This is a genomic window from Curtobacterium sp. B18, from assembly GCF_000333375.1.
In the GTDB taxonomy this organism is placed as follows: domain Bacteria; phylum Actinomycetota; class Actinomycetes; order Actinomycetales; family Microbacteriaceae; genus Curtobacterium.
In genome coordinates, this window is record NZ_BACZ01000361.1 from 1 (window position 1) to 15,073 (window position 15,073).

Genomic DNA, 15,073 nt, shown 5'->3' on the forward strand with positions numbered 1-15,073 from the left:
TGATAACGGGGCAGACCCCCCGGAGGGCTGCCGCAAAGCGCGCGCGCCCGCCGGGTGCTGCCATGCTGGACGCCATGCCGTCCTCCGCACCGTCTGGCCCGGTGTCGCCCTCGCCGTGCTCATCGGGCTCGCCGCCACGTTCGTCGGCCGCGAGGTCCCGGTCGTCGGTGGTCCCGTCCCCGCGGTGGTGCTCGGCGCACTCGTCGGCTGGCTCGTGCGTCGGCGCCGGCAGCAGGAGGTCGGCGGCCCCGCGTCCGGCACCGGCGCGGCTGCCGGTGGTGACCTCGGCGTCCTCCAGCCCGGCGTGAAGTTCGCGTCGAGCCGGGTCCTGCAGCTCGCGGTCGTCCTGCTCGGCGCACAGCTCTCGATCGCCGAGGTGCTCCGGATCGGCGGCGAGACCCTGCCGGTGATGCTGACGACCCTCGTCGTGTGCCTCGCCGCCGCGTGGGGGATCGGTCGGCTGCTCCGCGTGTCCGGTGCGCTCCGCACGCTGATCGGTGTGGGCACCGGGATCTGCGGCGCCTCGGCGATCGCGGCCGTGACCCCCGTGATCGGCGCGGTCAGTGCCGACGTCGCCTACGCGATGTCGACGATCTTCCTCTGCAACATCGCGGCCGTGTTCGTCTTCCCGCTCGTCGGGCACGCGCTCGGGCTGTCGCAGCACGCCTTCGGCGTCTTCGCGGGGACCGCGGTGAACGACACCTCGTCGGTCGTCGCCACGGCGACGGTCTACGGTCGCCAGGCGACCGACACAGCCGTGGTCGTGAAGCTGGTCCGGACGCTCATGATCATCCCGATCGTCCTGGGGCTGGCCGGCCTGGAGGCGCGGCGCACCTCCCGTGCGCAGCAGGCGTCCGCCGACGACCAGGGTCGCGCCGGGGGCGTCCGCGGAGCCGGCGTGTTCCGCCTGGTCCCGTGGTTCCTCGTCGGCTTCCTCGTGGTCGTGCTCCTGCGCACCGTCGGGGTGCTGCCGGCCGCTGCGGCCCCGGGGTTCTCGACCGCCGCGACGTTCCTCATCACGGTGGCCCTCGCCGCGATCGGCGTCTCGACGGACTTCGGCGCACTCCGACGGGCGGGGTTCCGGCCGATGCTGCTCGGTATCGCGCTGTGGGTGCTCGTCGGCGGCACGAGCCTCGGCGCGCAGGCGGTGTTCGGCCTCCTCTGACGGGTCCCCTGCCGGGCCTTGCCCCGATCCGACCCATCGTTTATCGTTGCTATCGATGTTCGATGGTATCGATGATCGACAAGGGAGACCGACATGACCACATCCGTCTACGAGCCGCCGCGGGGCTCGCGGTCCTACCTCGCCTACGTGGTCGCGTGCGCGGTCGGCGTCGCGTGGGTCGTGTGGTGGTACGTCGCGGACCTCGTCCACTCGGTCCGCGACCGTGTCGTGACCGTGCCGGTGCGCATCGACCCGACGACCCGGGTCCCGCAGCCGCCGGGGGGCGCGACGGTCCAGGCGACCGAGCTCACCATGCGCGTCCGGACGACCGACGTCCCGGCCGGGGCCCTCGGGCTCATCCGCGTGGGGGACGCCGTCGAGGTGGTCGCCGTCGCGGCCCTCATCGCCGCCGTCGCCGCGGTCGCGTGGCAGATCAGCCGGGGCGGGCTCTTCGACCGTCGGACCACGCGGTTGCTCGACTGGGTCGCCGGGCTCACCATCGTGGCCGGTCTCCTGCCGGACTTCGTTCGCCGGATGGGCTGGAACTGGGTGGTCGCCGGGCTCGGGTGGGACGGCAGGCTCCCCACGCCGCTCGTCGACCCGCAGTACGTGCCCGTCTACCTCGGCGTGCTCCTGGTGACCTGCTTCCGGTTCGCCCTCACCGCGTCGCAGCGGATGGTGCGCGACCAGGCCGGACTCGTCTGATGCCGCCGGAGGAGGACGGCCACCGGGTCGTCTGCCACCTCGACGACCTGCTCGTCGCCCGTGGGATGTCCCTGACCGAGCTCGCGGACCGGGTCGGCGTGACCGTCGTGAACCTGTCGGTGCTGAAGAACAACCGGGCCCGGGCGATCCGGTTCTCGACGCTCACGGCCCTGTGCGAGGCGCTCGACTGCCAGCCGGGCGACGTGTTCTCCGTCCGACGGTCCTAGCCGACCGGTCACACCACCCGCGAGTCGATCACCGCCCGGTCGCCCCGGTACCGCGAGAACCCGTACTCCACCGGGGTGCCGTCGGCCAGGCACATCAGCCGTTCGATGTGGAAGATCGCCTGACCGGGGTCGATGTCGAGCAGGTCGGCGGTCCACTGGTCCGCGTTCACCGTGCTGAGCAGGAGCCGACGGGCGACCGGCCGCTGCCCGACCCGACGGACGAGCACGTCCGGCACGTACTCGGTGAGGGGCTCCGACACGAGGTCCGGGAACCGCTCGCGCGGCACCCAGCTCGTCCGCACCCGGCTCGGCTCCCCGTCGAACGAGATGAGGCTCTCGACGAAGTACGCAGCGCTACCGTCCATCTCGAGGTTCCGCCGCACGGTCTCCGGTGCCGGGACGAGCTGCACGCACAGGTGCACGATGCTCAGGCGGGGCGAGTCGAAGATGCTGCCGCCGGCGGTCTCGCCGTAGATCGTGACCTCCTCGGTGGTGCGGGCGAGGCTCACCGAGGCCACCGGGCGCACCCCGAACGTGCCGGAGCGCGGGGCCCGGGTGAGCAGCCGCTGCTCCTTGAGCAGCGTCAAAGCAGCGCGCAGGACGTTCCGCGTCGTGCCGTACAGGTCGAGGAGCTCCCACTCGTACGGCAGCGGTCCGGCGAACCGACCGGCGACGATGTCGGCGCGGATGAGGTCGGACACCTGCCGGGCCGCGTCGGAGCGTCGGTTGAAGCCGATCCAGTGCCCGGGCGCGACGTCGCCGACGCCCATGTCCGTCCACGGCGGCACGGGACGGCGTCCTGTCGGTTCGTCCAGCCGGTCGTCCGGCGCGACGTCGGTCACGAGACCACCCCCACGGTCGTGGTGTCGCCGGTCCACCCGGCCCACCGGAGGAACTCCCGGGCGAGGCGCACCGGGTAGTCGGGTGCCTGGATGTCGATGGACACGAACACCCGGCGGTAGAAGGTCGGGCCGCCCAGCAGGTCGACGGCGATCCCGAGGTCGACGTCCGGCCGCAGGTCGCCGGCGTCCATGGCGCGCTGCAGCATCGCGTTCACCCGGACGCGTCGGTCGAGGTGCCACGCGGCGACCGCCTCGGCGACCCGGGGCTCGTGCGAGGCGGCCTCCACGATGAGCGGCAGGGCCCGTCCGACCGGGGTCGCGACGAGCGCGTGCACCCAGCCGCGCGTGAGCCCGAGCACGCCCTCGTCGATCGGCGCGTCGAGTTCCGTCGGGATCGTCTCCTCCATCAGGCGGATGACGGTCTCGGTGAGGAGCACGTCCCGGCTCGGCCACCGCCGGTAGATCGTCGCCGCCCCCACCCCGGCGGCGTCGGCCACCGCCCGGATCGTGAACGCCCGCGGGTCGCCCTCGGCGAGGATCGCCACGCACGCCACGTAGACGGCCTCGTCGACCGCTGCACTCCGCGGCCGTCCGCGGACCGGTGCCGCGGTGCTCACGCGGCGCTCCAGTGCGCGAGCACCCGGTCGATGCCCCAGACCTCGCCGATCTTCGCATGGATGTCGAACAGTTTCGAGTCGTGCACGCTCGGCAGCCGGTCGCCGACGGCCTCGCGCACGACGATCGGCACGAACCCGTGCTGCATCGCGTCGGTCGCGGTCGCCCGGATGCACCCGCTCGTCGACAGCCCGGCGATGAACAGCGTGTCCACCCCGCGGGCCACGAGGTCCGCGGCCAACGAGGTCCCGAAGAACGCACTCGGGTACTGCTTCGGCACCAGGGTGTCCCCGTCGACCGGGGCGAGCCCCGCGATGAAGGCGCCCGTCGAGGTCCCCGGCAGGTAGGCGGCGAGCGCGGGCACCTTCCGGAAGAACACCCCGGCGTTCGACCCGTCGGCCGACAGCGCCATCGTCGTGACGGCGACGTGCACGCCGGCCGCGCGCGCCGCCCGGGTGAGCTCGCGCATCCGCTCGACGGGTTCCTCGACCCCCGCGTACAGCCCGCACGCCGGGTCGACGTACGCCCGGACCGGGTCCACGACGACGAGCGCCGCCCGCCGGCCGGGTTCGAGGGCGCCGGTGTACCCGGCCGAGGCGTAGTCGTCGTGGTCGTCGCTCATGCGGTCCTGCTTCCGTCGTGCGTGGGGCGGTGGTGGTCCTGGAGGCGCGGTGCGGCCCCGTCGGGTCGGCCGCCGCTCCGGCGGCCGGTGCGGACGGAGCGGCGCGCACGCGTCGTGGCGGTCATGCGGTCGTCCCCGGCCCGGGGACGGGACTCGACGTGCCGGGCCGGAGCGGCGCCTCCCGGTCGGGTGGTCCGAACGGACCGAACGCGACGATGAGCGCACCGACGACCGCGCACCCGGCGAAGGTGAGCGCCGCCGCGCGGACCCCGTCGACGAAGGCCTGGACGTCGGTCGCCGGCAGGCCGAGCAGGCTGCCGTCGTAGGCCGCGGCCTGCTGCGCCGCGGACAGGCCGCTCGTGGCGATCGCCAGGCCGAGCGCCGTCGAGAACAGGAAGCCGGCGTTCTGGAGCGCCGACCGGATGGCGTTCGCGATGCCCCGGCGGTGCTCCGGCACGCGGGTCATCAGCGCCGCTGTGCTCGGGGTCATGAACACGCCGGTGCCGACGCCCACGGCACCGAGTCCGACGGCCGTGACCGCGTAGTCGCCGTCGTCGGCGAGGGAGCCCGCGAGGACCGCCGCGCCGACCGCGATGAGGAGCATGCCGATGGTCGACAGTGTTCGGGCCGGCACCCGCCGGGCGAGGACCCCGGCGCTCGCCGCGGCCACCGTCGTGCCGATCGGGGTCGGCAGGACCCAGAGGGCGGCCTCGACGGCGTCCTTGCCGGAGACCGCCTGGAACGACAGTGACGCCAGCAGCACGAGCGCGTAGCTCGACAGCGCGCACAGTCCGGCGGCCGAGAACAGCGTGATGGTCGCCCGGTCACGGAAGATCGCCGGGTCGACGAGCGGGTGCGCCACACGGCGCTGGGTCCACACGAACACGGCGCCGAGCAGCACCGCGCCCGAGGCCATCGCCACGACCGGCGTCGCCGCCCACCCGGCTGAGCCGCCGACCGACACGGCACCGACGAGCAGGCCGACCGCCGCGACGGACAGCAGCGAGCCGGGGACGTCGAGGCGCTCGCCGGAGCGTGGGCGGGCCGCTCGGGGGATGAGCCGCAGGGACCACACCAGGCCGGCGAGCGAGATCGGGATGCCGCCGAGGAAGATCCAGCGCCAGCCGAACGACTCCGCGACGAGCCGCCCGACGACCGGGCCGATGACCTGCCCGACGGCGGCGACGGTGGCGTTCAGCCCGAGGGCGAGCGACAGGATCGACTCCGGGAACACGTCGGTGAGGAGCGCGGTGGTGTTCGTCACGATGGCGGCGGCACCGACCCCCTGCACGAGTCGTGCGGCGAGCAGGACGGCGGCGTCCGGCGCGATCCCGCACGCGAGCGAGGCGAGGAGGAAGACGAGGATGCCGGCGATGTACAGCCGACGGCGACCGACGAGGTCCGCGATCCGGCCGAACACCAGGATGAGCGTCGTGGTGGTGAGCATGTAGCTCAGCAGGACCCAGCTGGACTGCAGGGCGGTGGCGTCGAGGTCGCGACTGACGTCGGGGAGGGCGACGAGCAGGGCGCTCGAGGAGATGAAGACGAGGACGACGCTGAGGCTCGAGGCGCAGAGCACCTGCCACGCGCGTCGGCGGGCGCCGCCCTCGTCCGTGGTGCGGTTACTGATCGGTCGACCCTCTCGTGGCGGATGCGGGCGGCACCCGGTGGTGGTGGTCGGTGACGGCCTGGAACGCCGCGGCGGCGGACAGCACGAGCCGGTCGTCCCACGGGCGCGCGACGAGCTGGACCCCGACCGGCAGACCGTCCGGCGCGGTCCCGGCGGGCATCATGAGCGCGGGGAAGCCGACGTAGTCGAACAGCCGGGTGTTCCGGGGGACGACGTCGTGCAGGTTGTACGGCACCCCGTCGACCGACATCGTGAGGTCGTCGAGGCGCGGCGCGGTGGCGCCGATCCCCGGTGTCAGCACGACGTCGACCCCGGCCTCGTCCATCCGCCGGACCATCGCGGCCTGCACGAGCGGACGGCGACGGAGGGCACGGAGGTAGTCCGCGGCCGTCGGCGTGAACGCCACGTCGAAGCGTGCCCGGGTGCCGGCGTCGAACAGGTCGGCGGTGTCGGCGTTGGCCTCCTGGTTGGCGGCGAGTTCGCCGTAGAAGACGGTCCAGCACTCGGCGTCGATCGCCTCGAGGTCGTCGAACTCGATCGGCACGATCGTCGCCCCGAGGCCGCGGAACCGGTCGATCGCGGCCGCGTGCGCGTCGAGCACGGCGCCGTCCACCCGTTCGGTGAACCAGCCGCGCGGGACACCGATGCGGAGTCCGACGACGCGGTCCGGCGCGGCCTCGACGAGCGGGACCGCGGTGTGCGTCGTCGGGTCCTCGCCGTCGCCGCCGGCGACGACGGCGAGCACGAGCGCGAGGTCCTCGGCCGTGCGGGCCATCGGGCCGACGTGGTCGAGGGTCCAGGACAGGCTCGCGACGCCGGTGCGGGGGACGAGGCCGTACGTCGGCTTGATGCCGGTCGTGCCGCACAGCGCCGAGGGGACCCGGATGGAGCCGCCGGTGTCCGACCCGAGGGCGAGCGGCACGATCCGCGCGGCGAGCGCCGAGCCGGAGCCGGTCGACGACCCGCCCGTCCACCGCTCGGGGTCCCACGGGTTCCGGACCGCGCCGTACCGGGCGTTGTGCGGGCCGCCGCAGGCGAACTCGGTCGTCGCGGCCATGAACACCGGGATCGCCCCGGCGGCACGGAGTCGTGCCACGACGGTCGCGTCGGCGGGGGCCACGCGGTCGCCGGTCTGCAGCGACCCGCTCGTGACGACCGTGTCGGCGACGTCGATGATGTCCTTCACCGCGAACGGGATGCCCTCGAGCGGACGGGCGTCGCCCGCGGCCCAGCGCCGGGTGGACTCCGCCGCTGCCTGCTCGGCACCGTCGACCGGTCGGAGGACCGCGTCGGACCACACGGCGTCGCTCGTCCAGTGCGGAGCGAGGGCGGCGACGACCGCGGTGGGGGTGGTGGCGCCGTCGCGGTAGGCGGCGAGGAGCTCCGTGACGCTCGCGGCGGCGGGGTCGGACGCGGTGTCCGTCGTCGCGCGGACCGGTGCGGCTGGTGTCGGCGCGGCGGGTGCCGGCGCGGCGTCGACCGCCGCCCCGAGGAGCCGGGCGAACAGCGCGTGGCTGTGGCCCGGCTCGGCGGGGAGCGACGACGGCGCGGCCGGGAGCGGGTTGGCGCGGCTGTCCCGCAGCGCCTGCTCCAGCTGGGGCGCGATCGTCCCGCGCACGACGGCGAAGACGTCCGTCACGCCGGCACCGCCGCCGCGTGGGCATCTGCGAGGTAGCGGAACACCCCGGGCTGCCGGTCGCGCCCGAGCGGGAAGTCCGACCGCGCTGCCGCCACCTCGGCGACGTCGAGCGTCGCCCGGACGATCGGGCCGGCCTCGTGCGCCGGGGCGGAGACCACGAGCTCGCCGCGGGGCGACACGACCGACGAGCGACCGAAGTAGCTCACGGTCTTGCCGTCGACGGTCTCCTCGCCGCCCCGGTTCGGGGCGACGACCCAGGTCTGCGTCTCGAGGGCGCGCACCTGCAGCTCCTGCGTGAAGAGCGTCTCGCGGAAGCCCATCGAGGAGACGAGCACGAGCATCACCTCGGCGCCGGCCGCACGCGAGGCGAGCCAGTACTCGGGGAAGCTCCGGTCGTAGCAGATGAGCATGCCGAACCGGGTGCCGAGCGCGTCGAACACGACCGGCCCAGACCCCGGCGCGAAGTAGTGCTTCTCGTCGACGTCGGAGATCGCGTTCGTCGGGATCGACGTCTTCCGGTAGGCCGGCACGTGGTCGCCGTGCACGTCGGTGCCGTGCACGAGGGTGCCGTCCGCGTCGATCAGGACGGCGCTGTTGTACTGCGCGTCGCCGGCGTCCTCGTAGAGGCCGAAGGCCACCGCGGTGCCGAGTCGCTTCGCGGCCGCGGCGAACCGGGCCGTCGCCGGACCGGGGACCGGCTGCGCCCATTCCTTGCGGGTGTCGTTCCGGACGCCGCAGAAGTACGGCGTCGTGGTGAGCTCAGGGAAGACGACGAGGTCGGCGCCCGCCGCTGCCTGCTCGAACAGGGCGAGGAGCTCGTCGAGCGCCCGGTCGTGGTCGGCGGGGATCTGCCCGGCCTGGACGACCGCGACCTCGAGGACCGGCGCCGTGGTGTCGGCCGTCATGCGGTGACCGCGCTCGGTGCGGAGGAGACGACGCCCTCGCGGGTGCGCATGAGCGGCTGGATCTTCGTGCCGAAGTCGTCCATGCCCTGCAGGAAGTCGTCGAACACGAGCATGATGCCCTTCGTGCCCTCGACCGCGGCGGCCTCGTCGAGCATCGCCGCGACGCGCTCGTACGAGCCGACGAGCGTGCCCATGTTCATGTTCACGGCGCCCTCCGGGAGCGAGATCCGCTTCGCGGTGTTGCCGTCCTCGCCGTTCGTGTCGGTGAGCGCCTGCCCGGTCATCCAGGCGATGGCCTCGACGTCCACGCCGTCGCTGTAGCGCTGCCACTTCTCCTGCGCGGCCTCGTCGGTCTCGTCGGCGATGACCATGAAGAGGACGTACGAGCCGACGTCGCGGCCGGTCTTCGCGCGGGCCTCGAGGAGCGCCTGGTTCTGCTCGGCGTACGCGGTCGGGGTGTTCACGCCGACGCCCATCGAGAAGTTGTAGTCCGAGTACTCCGCGGCGAAGGCCATGCCCTGGGACGACTGGCCGGCCGAGACGATCGGGATGTGCGACGTCGGCTTCGGGAGCATCCGGCAGTCGTCCATCTGGAAGTACTCGCCCTGGAAGTTGCTGACGCCGTCCTCCCACAGCTCCTTCATGACCTGCATGTACTCGGTCTGGTACGCGTAGCGGCGCTTGAAGTGCACCTCGTCGCCCGGCCAGAGCCCCATCTGGTCGTACTCCGCCTTCTGCCAGCCGGCGACGAGGTTCAGCCCGAAGCGTCCGTGTGAGATCGAGTCGATCGTTGCGGCCATGCGGGCGGCGATCGCCGGCGGGATGGTCAGCACCGCGGTGGTGGCGAACAGGCGGATGCGCTCCGTCCGTGCGGCGAGCCCGGCCATCAGGGTGAAGGACTCGAGGTTCTCGTCCCAGAACCCGCTCGGACCGCCGAAGCCGCGCAGCTTGATCATCGACAGGGCGAAGTCGAAGCCGTACGACTCGGCCTTCTGCACGATCTCGAGGTTGAGGTCGAACGACGGCTTGTACTGCGGCGAGGTGGTCGAGATGAGCCAGCCGTTGCTGCCGATCGGGATGAAGACTCCGATGTCCATGGGGGACTCGCTTTCTGTGTGTGGTGGAGGGTCAGGACTGCTTCGCGGCGGCCTTGGCGGCGCTCGCGACGGCGTGTCGACGGATGGTCTGGGAGACGGCGACGGCGACGATGAGCGCGCCGCCGTAGAACAGCTGCTGGACGAAGTTGTCGGCGCCGAGCATCTGCAGCCCGACGACGCCGGAGAACAGGAAGTACACGGCGATGAACGTGCCGATGGCGTTGAAGCGCCCGGGGATGATCGCGGTCGCCCCGAGGTAGCAGGCGGCGAACGCGGGGAGCAGGAATGACTGTCCGCTCGACGGGTCCGCCCCACCGAGGGTGCCGGCGTAGACGACCCCGGCGACCGCGGCGGTGAAGCCGGCGCCGACGAACGCGCCCACCCGGAGCCGACGGACGTTCAGACCGGAGAGCTCGGCGACCGTGCGGCCGGTGCCGACGAAGAGCAGACGGCGGCCGACGGGCGTGGCGCTCAGGACGACGAGGACGACGACCGTCGCGACGAGCCCGTACACGAACGCCAGCGGCAGCCCTGCGAGCCCGCGCCAGCCGACCGTGGCGTTCACGAGCGCGGCGTCGATCCCGGTGACCGACGAGGACGCGCTCATCCACTGGATGATGCCGATCATGAACGTCGAGGTGCCGAGCGTCACGATGAACGAGTCGATCCGGAACGCCACCGTCAGGAGCCCGTTCACGAGCCCGACGACGACGCCGATCGCCAGGCCGACGAGGATCGAGGGCACGAGCGGCACGTCCATCTTCGCGTTCAGGACGGCGATCGCCATCGCGGAGAGCGACATCGTCGAGGCACCGGACAGGTCGAACTCACCGGCGGTCAGCGGGAAGAGGAACCCGAGCGCCAGGATGAGCAGCACCGACTGCGACCCGAGGATGTTCTGCAGGTTGCCGAGCGTCGGGTAGGTGTCCGGCAGCGCCACGCTGAACGCGATGACGATGACGAGCCAGGCGCCGAGCAGCGCGTACCGCTCGGTGTGCCCCCACGAGAAGCGCGGGCGGGAGGGACGGACGATCGAGGTCTCGAGGACGGGTTCGGCGGTGGTGGACATCAGGCGGTCTCCTTGACGGGGGAGGAGTCGACGGGGGAGGAGGGGGCGGGATCGACGAGGCTCGCGACGACGGCCGCCGCGATGACGTCGCGGTCGATCCGGTCGCCGGTGAGGACGTCGTGGACACGGCCGTGGGCGAGGACCACGACGCGGTCGCACATCTGGGCGAGCTGGTCGTAGTCCGTCGAGGCACAGAGGATCGGGACGCCCTGGTCGGCCCTCCGTCGGAGCATCGAGAAGATCGCCGCGCGGGCACCGACGTCGATGCCCTGCGTCGGCTCCTGGAGCAGCACGAGGGTCGGGTCGTCCTGCATCCACTTCGCGAGGACGGCCTTCTGCTGGTTGCCGCCGGAGAGCGTGCCGAACAGCGCCGACGGGTCCGCCGGACGGACGTCCCAGTCGCGGACGAGTCCCTCGACGTGCGACCGCTCCCGTGCCGGCGAGAGCCCGAGCACGCCCCGGAGCTTCCCGAGGACCGGCAGCGTCACGTTCTGCTCGACGGACAGGGTCAGGGCGCCGCCCTCGCGCTTCCGGTCGGCGGGGGACGTAGACCACGCCCCGGGCGACGGAAGCAGCCGGGGTGGTCCCGCCGACCTCGACGGTGGTGCCCCGCAGCGTGAGCGAACCGCTCGCCGCCCGCGCGCCGTACAGGCCGGGCAGCACGTCCTCGACGCCGGAGCCGGCGAGTCCGGTGATGCCGACGACCTCGCCGTCCGCGACGTCGAACGAGAGTCCGTCGACGACACCGGCACGGAGGTCCCGGACCGACACCACCGCGTCGCCCGTGGTCGCCGGACGCGGGCTGCGGGCGGTCGCCGTGTCGAGACCGCGTCCGACGATGAGCGAGACGAGCTCGTCGGCCGTCGTGGTCGCGGTGTCACGGTGTGCCTGGACCCGACCGGCACGGAGCACCGTGACACGGTCGGCGTGTTCGAGCACCTCCGACATGTCGTGCGAGACCAGCAGCGCGGACGTGCGACCGTCGGACACCAGGTCCTTGACGACGCGGAAGAGCAGGTCCGCGTCCTCCTTGGGCAGGAACACCGTCGGCTCGTCGAGGACGATCAGGGCGCGGTGCTCGCCCAGCTCGGCGACGGCCCGCAGGATCGCGACGAGTGCCTTCTGCGTGTCGGTCAGCTCGTCGATCCGGGCCCGCGGGTCGATGTCCACCCCGTACCGGGCGAAGAGCTCGGCGGCCGCCCGGTGCTCGGCGCCCCAGCGGACGAACGGCCCGCGGCCGGCGACGACCGTGGCGAGCCGGAGGTTCTCCGTCACGCCGAGCGACGGCACCAGCGCGAGGTCCTGGTGCACGAAGCTGATGCCGACGCGGCGGAAGTACCCGGGGGGCACGGGCAGGGGCAGGCGGGCGCCGCGGACCTCGATCGTCGCCCCCGGGTCCGGCGCGTACGTGCCGGAGAGGATCTTGATGAGGGTCGACTTGCCGGAGCCGTTCTCGCCGAGCAGCGCGTGGACCTGGCCGGGACGGACCTCGAGGTCGACGCCGTCCAGCGCGGTCAGGCCGCCGAACCGCTTGGTGAGCCCGCTGATCCGCAGGACCGGTGCGGAGACCGCACCGGCGTCGGCGACCGCAGCGTGCGCTGCGGGGCCGAGCCGTGCCTCCCGGGTGGCGCTCACTTCGCCGGACCCCAGATCGCCTCGTAGCCGGACTTGTAGGCGTCGCCGTAGCCCTTGCTCGGCGCCGGCGGCGTCCCGGCCTCGTCGACGTTGTCCTTCGTGAAGACCTTGAGCGGCGTCTTCTCGTCACCGTCCTCGACGATCGGGGTGTCGGTGAGGACGCGGCCGGCCTGGTCGAGCGTGGCGTAGGCGAGCCACTCCATGTTCTCGCCGATGTCCATCGTCATGACGTTCCCCTGCTGCAGGATCTTCATGACCGCGGGCGTCCCGTTGTACGAGGACGTGAACACCTGGCCCGTCTTGCCGGCCGCCGTCACCCCGGCCTCGACGAAGAGGGCCATCGAGTCGTACACGGGCAGGACGTAGTCGAGGTTCGGGTCGGACTGGATCGCGGACTGCACGGTCGACGAGATCTTCGTCGCCCAGTCGGCCACCGGCACGTTCGTCACCTTCACCTTGCAGCCGGAGCAGTACTGGTCGAACTCCTCCTGCATGGCCTTGACGATGCCGTCCGACGGCGGGACCTCGGACGAGGTGATGATGAGCACGTCGCCCGCGCCCTTCGTCTCCTTGATCGCCCAGTCGGCGTTGAGCTTCGCGGCCTCGTGGAACGGGGCCGTGACCTGCGCGGCGACGAGCGGCTGCAGCTGGTCGGGGAGCGACTCGCCGGTCTGGTAGGTGTGGCTGATCAGCACCGGGATGCCCGCCGCCTTCGCCCGCTTGAGCGCCGGCACGATGAGCTCGCCGTTGACGCCCTGCGCGAGGACGATGATGTCGGCCTTCCGGCTGATCGCCTGGTCGATACCGGCGGACTGCTCGGTCGGGGTGCCCTGGTTCGTGTACTCGATCCACTTCGCGCCGTACTGCTCGGCGAGCTGCTGCCCCGCCTCGTCGACGGACACGATGAACGGCACCGCGGACGAGTTCGGGATGTTGAAGATCGTCTTGCCGGCGATCTTCGACATGTCGAAGGGCTTGCCCTCGAACGTGAACTCCGGGTCGACGCTGGCTGCCGTGATCTGGCTGGAGGCGTGCTCGACCCCGGCGGAGTCGTCCGCCGAACCGGTCGAGGCGGTCGAGGTGGCGGAGCAGGCGGACAGGAACAGCACGCCGGAGAGCGCGGCGGCCAGGACCGCGGGTCGGACGAGCCTGGTTCGGGTGGGTGCGGGGGACGACATCGGTCGAGGACCTCCAGGACGTGGTGCGGGGACGGGTGACGGGTGCGGGTGCTGCGGGGACGCCGAACACCCCGCGGCGCGGGGTGGGGTGGGCGTGACGGCGAGGGGCCCGGTCACGGCACGGGATGTGGGAGAGCGCTCCGCCGGCGGCGATGCGTCGTGGGTGACGGGGCCGCTCCGGTGGGGCTGATGCGAATGTAACGGGCTGCGGACGGCCGAGGGGGCCCGCGGGGTAACGGTCCTGTTAGGCGTTTGTTTCGCCGGTGTTAGGCCACCGACACGGCACGCTCGACGACCCGCCGCGGCGCGCCGTTCCGGGCCGGTCGTTCCCGCCGCCCGCACCCGGATCGGCGCGGATCCGCGCGATCACGCGGCGGCGACGCCCGGGCGAAACACCCCGGACGCACCCGCGCCGACTTCCGGTAACGCGTCTCTCACAAGTCGGCGCTCCCGGAGGCGACCGACGCTGGCGGAATGCGCGGAACCGGCCCGCACCGCCGCCCGCTGACCAGGACATTCCCCGTCGCGTCGCCTGGGGCGCGCTGGCGTAACCCACCCGACACGACGGCGCCACGGAGGCGAAACGAACGCCGGATGGACTGCACTCGCACCCCGTCGCCGACCACCCCGTCGCCGACCACCCCGCCCCCGACCACCCCGCCCCCGACCGCAGGAGCAGCACACGATGATCACCACCGTCGTCGCCGGCAACCCCAAACCGGCATCACGGACGCTCGACGCGGCCACCGTCGTGCTCGAACGGCTCACCGGCCGTGCGCCGGACCACGTCGTCGACGTGATCGACCTCGGACCGGGCCTGCTCGGCTGGGGCGACGACGGGGTCGCCGAGGCGGTGCGCACCGTCGCCGCGTCGGACCTCGTGGTCGTCGCCTCGCCCACCTTCAAGGCGACCTACACCGGCGTGCTCAAGCTGTTCCTCGACCAGTTCGGCACCGGGGACGGGCTCGCCGGGGTCACCGTCGTCCCGCTCATGCTCGGCGCCGGGCCCGCACACGCCCTCGCCCCCGAGGTCTTCCTCAAGCCCGTGCTCGTCGAGCTCGGCGCGACCGTCCCGGCCCCGGCCCTGTACCTCAACGACAAGCAGTACTCCGAGCCCGCATCGACCGAGGTCTGGCTCGCCCGGTGGCGTGACGTCGTCCTCGGTGCGGCCGCGAGCCTCCAGGAAGGAACCCGCTCATGATCAGCCCCTACTCGCCCGAGGCGCCCGACCTCACCGCCCTCCGCCAGGCCTTCTCCGGCTTCCCCTGCGGGGTCGCCGCGCTCGCCGCGGTCGTCGACGACGAGCCCACCGTGCTCGTCGCCTCGTCCTTCACGGTCGGGGTGTCCCAGGACCCGCCGCTCGTGATGTTCGCGGTGCAGCACACCTCGTCGACGTGGCCGGTCCTGCGGGAGGCCGGCACGATCGGCGTCTCGATCCTCGGCGAGGGGCACGCGCAGGTCACCCGGCAGCTCGCGTCGAAGGACCGGTCGGTCCGCTTCGTCGGCGTGGAGACCACGGTCTCCGAGACGGGCTCGGTGTTCCTCGAGGGTGCTCCGATCTGGCTCGAGTGCGCCGTCGAGCACACCTACCCGGCGGGGGATCACGACATCGTCGTGCTCCGGGTCCTCGGGCTCATGTCGGACTTCGCGCACAGCCCGTTGGTCTGGCACCGCTCCGCGTTCGCGACGCTGAGCGCCTGAGCGTCGGCGGTCGGACCTCCCGTCCGGTGCTGCGGCGTCAGCC

Annotated in this window: 15 protein-coding genes and 1 pseudogene; 5 read left to right on the forward strand and 11 right to left on the reverse strand. The window is 72.7% G+C overall.

Features of this window, described 5'->3' with window-relative positions; translation table 11 throughout:
* From I5E_RS09775 to I5E_RS09785, 3 genes are all read left to right on the forward strand, one after another.
* Positions 1 to 1,165: YeiH family protein (locus I5E_RS09775; RefSeq protein WP_441294325.1), on the forward strand; the 1,165-nt coding region annotated here is incomplete at its 5' end.
* Between the two features lie 93 nt (positions 1,166 to 1,258).
* Positions 1,259 to 1,870, forward strand: coding sequence for a hypothetical protein (locus I5E_RS09780; RefSeq protein WP_022906812.1), 612 nt, complete (start codon positions 1,259 to 1,261; stop codon positions 1,868 to 1,870).
* Positions 1,870 to 2,097, forward strand: a complete 228-nt coding sequence (locus I5E_RS09785) for a helix-turn-helix domain-containing protein (protein WP_022906813.1) — start codon at positions 1,870 to 1,872, stop codon at positions 2,095 to 2,097. Before I5E_RS09780 ends, I5E_RS09785 begins: the two co-directional genes overlap by 1 nt.
* Positions 2,098 to 2,105: 8 nt before the next feature.
* On the opposite strand, the gene I5E_RS09790 is transcribed toward I5E_RS09785, so the two are convergent.
* From I5E_RS09790 to I5E_RS09835, 11 genes and pseudogenes are all read right to left on the reverse strand, one after another.
* Positions 2,106 to 2,939, reverse strand: a complete 834-nt coding sequence (locus tag I5E_RS09790) for a GntR family transcriptional regulator (RefSeq protein ID WP_022906814.1) — start codon at positions 2,937 to 2,939, stop codon at positions 2,106 to 2,108.
* Complete coding sequence (locus I5E_RS09795; RefSeq protein ID WP_022906815.1) at positions 2,936 to 3,556, reverse strand: TetR/AcrR family transcriptional regulator; 621 nt, start codon at positions 3,554 to 3,556, stop codon at positions 2,936 to 2,938. The genes I5E_RS09790 and I5E_RS09795 overlap by 4 nt, the downstream gene beginning before the upstream one ends.
* Complete coding sequence (locus I5E_RS09800; protein ID WP_022906816.1) at positions 3,553 to 4,176, reverse strand: isochorismatase family protein; 624 nt, start codon at positions 4,174 to 4,176, stop codon at positions 3,553 to 3,555. The genes I5E_RS09795 and I5E_RS09800 overlap by 4 nt, the downstream gene beginning before the upstream one ends.
* Before the next feature lie 121 nt (positions 4,177 to 4,297).
* Positions 4,298 to 5,755: an MFS transporter gene (locus I5E_RS09805; RefSeq protein WP_022906817.1), complete on the reverse strand. Its 1,458-nt coding sequence runs from the start codon at positions 5,753 to 5,755 to the stop codon at positions 4,298 to 4,300.
* Positions 5,756 to 5,798: 43 nt separating this feature from the next.
* Positions 5,799 to 7,445, reverse strand: a complete 1,647-nt coding sequence (locus I5E_RS09810; protein WP_022906818.1) for an amidase — start codon at positions 7,443 to 7,445, stop codon at positions 5,799 to 5,801.
* Positions 7,442 to 8,350 (reverse strand): carbon-nitrogen hydrolase family protein, encoded by a 909-nt coding sequence (locus tag I5E_RS09815; protein WP_022906819.1) that lies wholly within the window; start codon positions 8,348 to 8,350, stop codon positions 7,442 to 7,444. The genes I5E_RS09810 and I5E_RS09815 overlap by 4 nt, the downstream gene beginning before the upstream one ends.
* Positions 8,347 to 9,447: a pyrimidine utilization protein A gene (gene rutA, locus I5E_RS09820; RefSeq protein ID WP_022906820.1), complete on the reverse strand. Its 1,101-nt coding sequence runs from the start codon at positions 9,445 to 9,447 to the stop codon at positions 8,347 to 8,349. Before rutA ends, I5E_RS09815 begins: the two co-directional genes overlap by 4 nt.
* A gap of 31 nt (positions 9,448 to 9,478) precedes the next feature.
* On the reverse strand, positions 9,479 to 10,516 hold the full coding sequence (locus I5E_RS26380) for an ABC transporter permease (protein ID WP_022906821.1): 1,038 nt from the start codon (positions 10,514 to 10,516) through the stop codon (positions 9,479 to 9,481).
* The gene (locus I5E_RS26385) at positions 10,516 to 11,004 is read right to left on the reverse strand and encodes a hypothetical protein (RefSeq protein WP_022906822.1); all 489 of its coding nucleotides are present in this window, start codon (positions 11,002 to 11,004) and stop codon (positions 10,516 to 10,518) included. Before I5E_RS26385 ends, I5E_RS26380 begins: the two co-directional genes overlap by 1 nt.
* Positions 11,005 to 11,620: 616 nt before the next feature.
* Positions 11,621 to 12,151 (reverse strand): annotated as a pseudogene (locus tag I5E_RS26390) (ATP-binding cassette domain-containing protein); the annotation flags it as partial.
* Positions 12,148 to 13,329, reverse strand: a complete 1,182-nt coding sequence (locus I5E_RS09835; protein ID WP_022906824.1) for a sugar ABC transporter substrate-binding protein — start codon at positions 13,327 to 13,329, stop codon at positions 12,148 to 12,150. The pseudogene I5E_RS26390 and the gene I5E_RS09835, both read right to left, overlap by 4 nt.
* A 685-nt stretch (positions 13,330 to 14,014) precedes the next feature.
* Here I5E_RS09835 and I5E_RS09840 point away from each other — a divergent pair.
* Complete coding sequence (locus tag I5E_RS09840; RefSeq protein ID WP_022906825.1) at positions 14,015 to 14,530, forward strand: NADPH-dependent FMN reductase; 516 nt, start codon at positions 14,015 to 14,017, stop codon at positions 14,528 to 14,530.
* Positions 14,527 to 15,030, forward strand: coding sequence for a flavin reductase family protein (locus I5E_RS09845; protein WP_022906826.1), 504 nt, complete (start codon positions 14,527 to 14,529; stop codon positions 15,028 to 15,030). The genes I5E_RS09840 and I5E_RS09845 overlap by 4 nt, the downstream gene beginning before the upstream one ends.
* The last annotated feature ends 43 nt before the right edge of the window (positions 15,031 to 15,073 follow it).